Genomic DNA, 9,267 nt, shown 5'->3' on the forward strand with positions numbered 1-9,267 from the left:
TCGGGCTGCGGCTCCGGGGTTGGCTGCGGCGCGGGTGGATGCTCGGCCACGGTTTCCGGCTCTGGCTCTGGCGCTGGCTCCGGCTCTGGCCGCGCTGGTGGCGGCGGCGAGCTGTCGGGCGCAGCGGTGGCGGGCGTTTCCTCGGCCGGCGCCGGGTCCGAGCGGCTGAGCGAGTCCGGGTCGCCCTGGGTGCCAAAAGCCTCGGAGCTGATCACATCCACATCCAGCCCCGCAGGCGGCAAGACCTCGGAGGGCTGGGGCGCAAACAGAAAATCCCCGAACAAAATGAACAGGATCAGCGCAGCATGACCCGCGCCGGAGACAACAAGGCTCCTGTCCATATCGCGCAGCATAAAGCGCCCCTCAGCCTTCGTTCGGCGGGGCCGAAGCCCCACCCTGCGCCCCGCCCAGCGTCGGGCCGTTGGAATCGGTCACCAGACCGATTTCGCGGAAGCCATTGGCGTTCAGCGCGCCCATCAGCTGCGCCACCCGCTCGTAAGGAATGGCGCCATCGGCGCGGATGAACACCTTTTTCGAGGTGCGCTCGCCCGCGACGGCGACCAGTTTCGGGATCAGCTCGGCCTCGGGCACCTCGGCATTCATGATGAACATGCCGCCATCGGCGGAAAGCGAGATCACCAGCGGCTCTTCCTGCTCCGTCGGCAGCGAGGCGGCGGCGGTTTCCGGCAGTTTCAGCGGCACGCCCACATTCATCATGGGCGCGGCCACCATGAAGATGATGAGCAAGACCAGCATCACATCCACGAAGGGCGTGATGTTGATGTCGCCCATGGCGGCGGAATTGCCGCGACGGCGGCCGCGACGGCCACCCCCGCCCGATTTCTTGACGACCCCGGCCCCCATGGATCAGGCGTCCAGCTGGCGCGACAGGATGGTGGCGAATTCGTCGGCGAAAGCGTCATAGCCGCCCAGGATGCGTTCGCTGTCGGCGTTCAGCTTGTTGTAGAACACCACGGCGGGAATGGCGGCGACCAGGCCGATGCCGGTGGCCATCAGCGCCTCGGCGATGCCCGGCGCCACGGTCGCAAGGTCGGTGTTCTTGGTGGCCGCGATCTCGGTGAAGGCGTGCATGATGCCGTAGACGGTGCCGAACAGCCCGATGAAGGGCGAGGTGGAGCCGACGGTGGCCAGGAAGGAGAGGCCGGAATTCAGCTGCTCGCTCTCGCGGGCGATGGCCACATCCATGGCGCGGTCGATGCGCGATTGCGCGCCCGCGATGAGGCCGCCATCGGCGCGGTGGCTGCGGCGCCATTCAATCATGCCGGCGGCAAAGATCTTTTCGCTCTGGCCTTCCGGGGCGGGGCCGATCTTTTCAAACAGCTCGTCCAGCGGCTCGCCCGACCAGAAGGCCTGGTCGAAGACCGCCGCCTCGGCGCGCGCGGCGCGATACATGATGTGTTTGCGAATGATGATGGCCCAGGAATAGAAGGACATCACCAGAAGGCCGATCATCACCAGTTTGACGGTGACGGTTGCCCGCAGAAAAAGGCCCAGCAGGGAAAAATCAATTTCCGGCGCTGCCGCTAAGGTTTCCATGTCTTTACGCCTGCTCGTTTGGTCCGGGTTCGTATCGACCCGCTATTACCAGTGATTCTATCGCGATTTGAGGGGGATTGCCAACACATCCTCGTCATGTGGCCACAATTCGCCCATGCAATTGCCGCAATGCAGCAAGTGCGCCACGGTCACGGGGCCTGCAAAGCGGCGCGCAGGTCATCGGGCAGACGCAGCGCGCGGCCATCGGGGCCGACGCAGACCAGGGTGACAGAGGCGGTGAACAGGGTCTCGGCGCCACGCAGCACGGCTTGCGCAAGGTCGATCCGGGCACCGCCAAGGCTGCGAAGTTCGGTGGTGACGGTCAGCGCATCATCGTAAAGCGCCGGGCGCAGGAAATCGACCTCCATGCGGCGGACGACGATGATGAGGCCCTGTTCGGCCTTCAAGGCGCGCTGGTCAATGCCCAGGCCCCGCACCCATTCCGACCGGGCGCGTTCGCAGAATTTCAGGTAATTGGCATGATAGACAATGCCACCGGCATCGGTGTCTTCGTAATAGACGCGGAGGGGGTGGGTGTGGGTCATGCCATCCGCGCCGCCAGGCGCAGGGCGTGGCTGGGATCGCGGCTCACCGGCGGCAAGGCGGGGCTGTAGGCGGCGGCGATCAGGGCGGAAATTTCGGGGCGCAGGATCACGGTTTCGCCCAGCTTGGCCAGCGGCGAGGTGGTGGCGAAGGCGCGGTCGGACCACAAGAGGATCACCTGCGCGGCCTGCGAGAGGGCGAGGGTTTCGGCCGGCAGCTCGGCCAGGGCCTCATCCATGCGGATGAAGACGAAGGCGGCCTTGATGGCGCCCTCGGCGTCAAAGCGGAAGGCGCGATACTGGTTGGCGCCCTGCGCCTCCAGCCGGTCGCAGAGCGGGCCCAGATCGGGGATCAGGCGATCCAGCCCCGGCACGCGCGGCAGCTCCATCCAGCCGCGAAAGAAAAAGATCATGAGATTGGCGCCCAGCTCGGGGTCGGTCTCGGCCATCTTGTGACCGGCGACCAGAACCACCGCCTCGATGGCACCCTTCACCACCGAAAGCGTGGCATCATCGACGCCAAAAACGATGGGCACGATGGGCCGGCCCCAGCGGGCGCAAAGATAATCGCCCGTGCTGCGCGTGAACATCGCCTCGACCGCCGTTGCGTCCATGCTGGCCCCCTTGCAAGATGGCGGCGGCATAGCGCGATTTAGCGCGAGGCTCAACGGGGAGGCGAAAATGCTGAAGGGAATTGATCCGCGGGTGACGCCGGACCTGATGGATGTGCTGATGCGCATGGGGCATGGCGACGAGCTGCTGGTGGTGGACAGCAATTACCCGGCCTTTTCGGTGCCGACGCGGACAGGGCGGGTGGCCGATCTGCCGGGGCTGGATGTGGTGGCCGGGCTGGCGCTGATCACCGGGCTGATGCCGCTGGACGGCTTTACCGATTACGCCGCGCTGTGGATGGAGCGCGATGGCGCGGGGGCTGCGCCCGACCCGGTGCATGTGGCGGCGCTGGACGTGCTGCGCCCTGCCCTGCCCGAGGGCGCGGCCATCCGCTCGCTGGAGCGGCAGGCCTTCTACGCCCATGCCCCGCGCGCCTTCGCCTGCGTGCGCACGGTCGAGAACCGGGCGTTTGGCTGCTTTATCCTGCGGATGGGGGTGGTGTTCTGAGGGCCGATTGGGGGCTCCCGCCCCCGTCTCCTGCGGAGACTCCCCCGGGGATATTTGAGAACAGAAAATGAAATGGGTATTTTGCCCATTTTCTGTTCAAAAATATCCTCAGGGGGTGAATTGGCCGCGAGGCCAAGAGGGGGCGCGAGCGCCCCCTGCGCGCGCTCAGGCGGCGCTGCGTTCGGGGATGATTTGCTGCGCGATGCCCGCGAAGGTCAGGTAAAGCGAGGTGATGACCAGCCCCCAATGCGCCCAGCTTTCGGGGTGGAAATCCACCCAGGCGGCCCAGCCGGCAATCAGGGTCCAGGCGATCGACATGGGCAGGGTGACTGCGCGCCAGCGCTGGGTGCGGGTCGGATGCACGAATTTCAGGTTGGTGAACATCGTCACCGTCAGCGCGATCACGAAGGCCAGAATGACGCCTTCGGAGGGTTTCAGCGCGAACATGACCAGCACGAACATGTTCCAGCAGGCCGGGAACCCGGCAAAGGACCAGTCTTTCGTCTTCATCCGGGTGTCGACGAAATAGACCACCGAGCCATAGGTGATGACGATGATGGCGAGCCAGCCCGTCCAGCCCGGCAGCAGGTCGGATTTGAACAGGGCGAAGGCCGGGATGAACACATAGGTCAGATAGTCGATGATGAGGTCCATCAGCTCGCCATCATAGGTGGGCCAATTGGTCTTCACATCATATTTGCGGGCCAGCGGCCCATCCAGCCCGTCGACAAACAGCGCGACGACGAGCCAGAGGAACATCATGTCCCATTTCTCTTCGACGGCGGCAAGCATGGCGAGCATGGCCAGCACGGCGCCGGTGGCGGTGAACAGGTGGACGAGCAGGGCTTTGATACGAGGCGTCATGTCCTTGTGCTTGCCCCAAATGCCACCGCAAAGCAATTGCCAGAGTGGCGGCGGCGGCGGGGAATGGCGCGGGTGCCGCCGAATTGGTCCGATTTTGGCGCGCCAGGGTTGAGGGATGGCCGGGGCGCGGGCGGCGGTCCGGCTGTGATGCGGCGCGGCCAGGGCGGCGTGGCAAGGCCGCCGAAGCGGCGCCGGATCGGCAGATGTGGCACCTGTCGCGCTTCCATCGCGGGCCGATTCGGCACTGGAGCCGGGCCAGGGGCAGGGTGGCGAGGTTTCCTGGGCAGGTTCAGGGGTTTTGCACCGGATTTGCCGCGATTTGCGGCCGTCACGCGCGGCGGTGGCTGTCACGATAGACCTGCATCAGCCGGGCGGCATCCACTGCCGTATAGGTCTGGGTGGTGGAGAGCGAGGCGTGGCCCAGCAACTCCTGGATGCTGCGCAGATCGCCGCCTTCGGCCAGAAGATGCGTGGCAAAGCTGTGGCGCAGCGCATGGGGCGTGGCGGTGGCGGGCAGGCCCAGACGGTTGCGCGTGCGCTCCATCGCGGCCGCGATCAGGCGCGGGTTCAGCGGGCCACCGCGCGTGCCGCGAAACAGCGGCGCATCGGGCGCGAGGTCGAAGGGGCAGAGATGCACATAGGCCGCCACCGCCTCGCGCGCGGCGGGCAGGACGGGGACGAGGCGTTCCTTGCCGCCCTTGCCCCTGATGCGCAAGACCTGCGGCAGCGGATTTTCGGCGCCGGTGAGACCAAGCGCCTCGGAAATCCGCAAGCCGCAGCCGTAAAGCAGGGTGACCACGGCTGTATCGCGGGCGGCAACCCAAGGGGTGCGGGCATCGTCGCCCACGCTGTCCAGCACCTCGGCGGCGGCATCGACCGACAGCGGGCGCGGCAGTTTCTTCTGAAAGCGCGGGGCGCGGGTTTGCAGAACGGCGGTGGCATCGCCGCCGTGACGGTCGGCCAGCCAGGCGGTGAAGCCCTTCACCGCCGACAGCGCCCGCGCGATGGAGCGGGGGGCCACGCCGCGCGTGCGCTCATGCGCCATCCAGGCGCGCAGATCGCTGACCGGCACGTCGATCAACCCGGCCAGCCCCTCGGTGCCGCCGCGATGCTGGGCCAGAAAGCCCAGCCAGCCGCGCAGATCGGCCCCATAGGCGGCCACGGTTTTCTCCGCCCGGCCATCAAGGGCACGCAGATGGGTGAGCCACGCCTCCAGCGCGTCGCGCGCCGCGGGGGAGATGGCGAGGGTCACGACAGCCAGCGGCGCATGGTGCGCTCGAACACGCCCGCGAAAAAGGCAAGCAAATCAGTGCCATGGGTGGGCTTGAAGTGATGCGGGTCTTCGCAGCCCATGACCAGCAGGCCCGGCAGGCGGCCCTTGCCGAAATCGAGACGCATCAGGGCCTCGGACCGGATCCAGCCGGCGGTCTCACCATAGATCAGGTTCGAGGAGGGGATGGTCTGGCGCAGGGTGACCGGGCGCAGCGAGATATTGCGCCCGCCCGAGACATAATCGGCGATGAAACCCGGCCCGGCCACGAACAGCACATCGCCCAGACGGCGCAGCGCGGGGTCTTCGGCCTCTTGCACCGATTCCAGCACCAGACGGATGCAATCGACGCGCAGGGTTTGCGCCACCTCGCTGGCCAGACTTTTGAGGAAATCCTCGAAGGTCAGCGGGTCCAGCATTTGCAGGATGGCGCGATGCACCTGATTGGTGCCTGCGAGGTTTTCATAGGCGGCGGCGATGACGGTGCGATGGGTGTCTTCCAGACGCTCCAGCCGGTTTTCCAGCCGCTCCATCGCGATGCCGCGCAGATCGACCACATTGCTGCCCATGGCGCGATCATTCGCGGCGATCAGGGCGCGCATCAGGTCGCGGTCTTCGAGAATGGTTTCCGGCTTTTCCAGAATCCGGTCGCGGAGGTCCGGTTCGATCATCACGTCATGCTGCCCGTTTGTTTGATTTTGGCAGAGACTATCAAAATCCGGGCGGGTTTGTCGCGGGGAAATGTTCGGTTCCAGCGGGGGATCGGCGGGAAATGCCGCGGCTCCGGCGTGATGTATACATGTATACATTCAGAGAAAGCGGCGCCCCCGGCCGGTGAACCGGGGGCGCGGCGGCAGATTACAGGATCTTCTGACCGGTCTTGGCCCAGTCTTTTTCAAACTGCTCCAGCCCCTTGTCGGTCAGCACATGATTGGCCAGCGCCTTGATGACGGCGGGCGGCGCGGTCATCACATCGGCGCCGACCAGCGCGCATTGCGCCACATGGTTGGCCGAGCGCACCGAAGCCGCGAGGATCTGGGTCTCGAAGCCATAATTGTCATAGACCTGGCGGATGTCGGAGATCAGCTCCATGCCATCCAGGTTGATGTCATCCAGACGCCCGATGAAGGGCGAGATGAAGGTGGCGCCGGCCTTGGCGGCGATCAGCGCCTGATTGACGCTGAAACACAGCGTCACGTTCACCATCTTGCCCTCGCCCGACAGCACCTTGCAGGCCTTCAGGCCATCCCAGGTCAGCGGCACTTTGACGGTGATGTTTTCCGCGATTTCAGCCAGTTTGCGGCCCTCGGCGATCATCGCCTCGGCATTCATCGAGACCACTTCGGCGGAAACCGGGCCGGAGGTGATCGAGCAGATCTCGCGCGTGACTTCCATGATGTCACGGCCGGATTTCAGGATGATCGAGGGGTTGGTGGTGACACCATCGACCATGCCAAGGTCGTTCAGCTCGCGGATGGCATCCACATCGGCGGTATCGACGAAGAATTTCATGGGGGCAGTCCTTCCGGGGTTGCAGGCGCTCTCGGCGGCGTATTAGCCCAATGGGGCGGAATGGGAAAGGAAGGATTGCGGGTGGAGCGGGTCTTTGCACCGGGCGAGCGGGTCGGCGTCATGCTGACCGAAACGCTGGGGCGCAGCCTGACCGGCTGTCTGGACTATCGCGCGCCGGAGGGCGGCTGCGGGGTGGGCGATTTCGTGGAAGTGCCGCTGGGGCCGCGCAAGATGCTGGGCGTGGTCTGGGGCGCGGGCGATGGCACGTTTGACGCGGCGAAGCTGCGGGCGATTTCCCGCGTGCTGGAGGCGCGCCCGATGCGGGCGGAGCTGCGGCAGTTTCTGGCCCGCGCCGCCGATTACACGCTGACCCCCCTGCCCGCCATGCTGCGGCTGGCGACCCGCGCGCCGGGTTTGGGCGAGCCGCCGGGGATGCGGCGGCTGTATCGCCTGGGCGGGCCGGTGCCGAACAAGCTGACCGATGCGCGGCTGCGGGTGATCGAGGCTTTGCGTGATTTCGCAGGCGCGGCGGTGACCTTGGGCGAATTGTGCGAGGCGGCGGCCTGTTCCTCCTCGGTGGTGAAGGGGCTGGTGAGCGCGGGGGTGCTGGTGGAGACCGACGCGCCGCGCGACCTGCCCTTCCCCGATCTGATCGCCCGCGCCGGGGCGGAATTGCAGGGCGATCAGGTGGCGGCGGCGGATGCCTTGGTGGCAGCGTTAGCGCAGGGCGGCTATGGCACGACGCTGTTGAAGGGCGTGACGGGCTCGGGCAAGACGGAAGTGTATCTGGAGGCGGTGGCAGAGTGTCTGCGGCAGGGGCGGCAGGCGCTGGTGCTGCTGCCCGAGATTGCGCTGACCTCGGAGTTTCTGACCCGGGTGGAGGCGCGCTTTGGCGCCCGGCCTGCGGAGTGGCATTCCGGCGTGACCCAGACTGAGCGGCGGCGGGTCTGGCGCATGGTCAGCGAGGGGCAGGCGCAGATGGTGGTGGGCGCGCGGTCGGCGCTTTTCTTGCCATTTCAACAGCTTGGGCTGGTGGTGGTGGATGAGGAACACGACACCTCCTACAAGCAGGATGAGGGCGTGCATTACAATGCGCGCGATATGGCGGTGCTGCGGGCGGCGATTTGCGGGGCGCAGGTGGTGCTGGCCTCGGCCACGCCCAGCCTTGAAAGCTGGGTGAATGCCGATCAGGGCAAGTATCTGCGGCTGGATCTGGGCAGCCGGTTCGGGGCGGCGGAATTGCCCGACATGCGCGCCATCGACATGCGCAACGAGAAGCTGGCGGCGAACCGCTGGATTTCGGAGGGCCTCGCGGCAGCGGTGATGGCGCGGCGGGCCAAGGGCGAGCAATCGCTGCTGTTTCTGAACCGCCGTGGCTATGCCCCGGTGACGGTGTGCCGGGCTTGCGGGCATCAGGTGGGCTGTGACGCCTGCGATGCGCGGATGGTGGAGCATCGGTTTCTGGGCCGCCTGGTCTGCCATCAATGCGGGGCGACGAAGCCGGTGCCGGTGGCCTGCCCGTCTTGCAATGTGGAAGGCCGGATGGCGCCGGTGGGTCCGGGGGTGGAGCGGCTGGCCGAGGAGGTGGCGGAGCGGTTTCCCGAGGCGAAGCTGGCGATCCTGAGTTCGGACCTGTTCGGCTCGGCCCGTGCGCTCAAGGCCAAGATCGAGGAGATCGCGCGCGGCGAGGCCGAGATCATCATCGGCACGCAGATCGTGGCGAAGGGGCATAACTTTCCGCTGCTGACGCTGGTGGGGGTGATTGATGCGGACCTTGGCTTGCAGGGGTCGGACCTGCGGGCGGCAGAGCGCACGTTTCAGCTGATGCGGCAGGTGGCGGGGCGCGCCGGGCGGGCGGGCGACCGCAAGGGGCTGGCGCTGCTGCAAACCCACCAGCCCGAGCATCCGGTGATCCGCGCCATTCTGGGCGGCGATGAGGAGGCGTTCTGGCGGGCCGAGGCGGCGGAGCGGCGGGCCTCGGGCGTGCCGCCTTACGGGCGGATGGCGGGGATTGTGCTGTCGGGCACAGATGTGGCGCAGGTGTTTGATTTCGGGGCGGAACTGGCGCGGCGCGATGGGCCGTTGCAGCGGATCGGGGCGCAGTTGTTCGGCCCGGCGCCGGCGCCGATTGCCCGGGTGCGCGGGCGGCATCGGGTGCGGCTCTTGATCAAGGCCGAGAAGACCGCGCCGATCCAGGGCGCGATTGCGGCCTGGCTTTCGCAGCTGAAACCGCCGGGCGATGTGCGCGTGGCGGTGGATATTGATCCGCAGAGCTTTTTCTGAGGGGGATGGTCTTTCAGGGATTGGCCGAGGCCATTGCCGAGGTCATGTGGAAGCGTGGGCGAGTTTGGGCCGGTGGCCCAAAGCCACCGGCCAGCGCCCGCCCTGCGGGGGGCGGGTGCT

General features: G+C 66.7%; 10 protein-coding genes and 1 pseudogene. 2 read left to right on the forward strand and 9 right to left on the reverse strand.

Features of this window, described 5'->3' with window-relative positions; all coding sequences use genetic code 11:
- The 5 genes and pseudogenes from JNN06_RS02250 to JNN06_RS02270 form a co-directional block, all read right to left on the reverse strand.
- Positions 1–353, reverse strand: a pseudogene (locus JNN06_RS02250) (cell envelope biogenesis protein TolA); the annotation flags it as partial.
- Between the two features lie 10 nt (positions 354–363).
- Entirely contained in the window at positions 364–864 is a 501-nt protein-coding gene (locus tag JNN06_RS02255) for an ExbD/TolR family protein (RefSeq protein WP_291237973.1), read from the reverse strand.
- A 3-nt stretch (positions 865–867) separates the two neighbouring features.
- Positions 868–1,557 carry a protein TolQ gene (gene tolQ / locus JNN06_RS02260; RefSeq protein WP_291237974.1) on the reverse strand — a complete coding sequence of 230 codons (690 nt, stop codon included), beginning with the start codon at positions 1,555–1,557 and terminating at the stop codon, positions 868–870.
- 149 nt (positions 1,558–1,706) lie between these two features.
- Positions 1,707–2,102, reverse strand: coding sequence for a tol-pal system-associated acyl-CoA thioesterase (ybgC, locus tag JNN06_RS02265; protein WP_291237975.1), 396 nt, complete (start codon positions 2,100–2,102; stop codon positions 1,707–1,709).
- Entirely contained in the window at positions 2,099–2,713 is a 615-nt protein-coding gene (locus tag JNN06_RS02270; protein ID WP_291237976.1) for a hypothetical protein, read from the reverse strand. Before JNN06_RS02270 ends, ybgC begins: the two co-directional genes overlap by 4 nt.
- Before the next feature lie 67 nt (positions 2,714–2,780).
- Between JNN06_RS02270 and JNN06_RS02275 the strand changes: the two genes are divergently transcribed.
- A complete protein-coding gene (locus JNN06_RS02275; protein ID WP_291237977.1) occupies positions 2,781–3,218 on the forward strand; it encodes an RbsD/FucU domain-containing protein in 438 nt (145 codons plus the stop codon).
- 165 nt (positions 3,219–3,383) lie between these two features.
- Here the strand turns inward: JNN06_RS02275 and JNN06_RS02280 are convergent, their stop codons facing one another.
- The 4 genes from JNN06_RS02280 to fsa all read right to left on the reverse strand — a co-directional run bounded on the left by JNN06_RS02280 (position 3,384) and on the right by fsa (position 6,864).
- Entirely contained in the window at positions 3,384–4,082 is a 699-nt protein-coding gene (locus tag JNN06_RS02280; RefSeq protein ID WP_291237978.1) for a CDP-alcohol phosphatidyltransferase family protein, read from the reverse strand.
- Between the two features lie 328 nt (positions 4,083–4,410).
- A complete protein-coding gene (locus tag JNN06_RS02285) occupies positions 4,411–5,334 on the reverse strand; it encodes a tyrosine recombinase XerC (protein WP_291237979.1) in 924 nt (307 codons plus the stop codon).
- Positions 5,331–6,023: a DUF484 family protein gene (locus JNN06_RS02290; RefSeq protein WP_291237980.1), complete on the reverse strand. Its 693-nt coding sequence runs from the start codon at positions 6,021–6,023 to the stop codon at positions 5,331–5,333. The genes JNN06_RS02285 and JNN06_RS02290 overlap by 4 nt, the downstream gene beginning before the upstream one ends.
- Positions 6,024–6,210: 187 nt before the next feature.
- Complete coding sequence (gene fsa, locus JNN06_RS02295) at positions 6,211–6,864, reverse strand: fructose-6-phosphate aldolase (protein ID WP_291237981.1); 654 nt, start codon at positions 6,862–6,864, stop codon at positions 6,211–6,213.
- A gap of 60 nt (positions 6,865–6,924) precedes the next feature.
- On the opposite strand from fsa, the gene JNN06_RS02300 reads away from it, so the two are divergent.
- Positions 6,925–9,147: a primosomal protein N' gene (locus tag JNN06_RS02300; RefSeq protein WP_291237982.1), complete on the forward strand. Its 2,223-nt coding sequence runs from the start codon at positions 6,925–6,927 to the stop codon at positions 9,145–9,147.
- Positions 9,148–9,267: the final 120 nt, after the last annotated feature.

It is taken from the genome of Gemmobacter sp., from assembly GCF_016792925.1.
GTDB lineage: Bacteria > Pseudomonadota > Alphaproteobacteria > Rhodobacterales > Rhodobacteraceae > Gemmobacter.

Excerpts from the sequence above, each read along its gene's own strand:
- JNN06_RS02255 (WP_291237973.1), bottom strand. The coding sequence starts at position 864 with ATGGGGGCCGGGGTCGTCAAGAAATCGGGCGGGGGTGGCCGTCGCGGC.
- tolQ (WP_291237974.1), bottom strand. The coding sequence starts at position 1,557 with ATGGAAACCTTAGCGGCAGCGCCGGAAATTGATTTTTCCCTGCTGGGC.
- ybgC (WP_291237975.1), bottom strand. The coding sequence starts at position 2,102 with ATGACCCACACCCACCCCCTCCGCGTCTATTACGAAGACACCGATGCC.
- JNN06_RS02270 (WP_291237976.1), bottom strand. The coding sequence starts at position 2,713 with ATGGACGCAACGGCGGTCGAGGCGATGTTCACGCGCAGCACGGGCGAT.
- JNN06_RS02275 (WP_291237977.1), top strand. The coding sequence starts at position 2,781 with ATGCTGAAGGGAATTGATCCGCGGGTGACGCCGGACCTGATGGATGTG.
- JNN06_RS02280 (WP_291237978.1), bottom strand. The coding sequence starts at position 4,082 with ATGACGCCTCGTATCAAAGCCCTGCTCGTCCACCTGTTCACCGCCACC.
- JNN06_RS02290 (WP_291237980.1), bottom strand. The coding sequence starts at position 6,023 with ATGATCGAACCGGACCTCCGCGACCGGATTCTGGAAAAGCCGGAAACC.
- fsa (WP_291237981.1), bottom strand. The coding sequence starts at position 6,864 with ATGAAATTCTTCGTCGATACCGCCGATGTGGATGCCATCCGCGAGCTG.
- JNN06_RS02300 (WP_291237982.1), top strand. The coding sequence starts at position 6,925 with ATGGGAAAGGAAGGATTGCGGGTGGAGCGGGTCTTTGCACCGGGCGAG.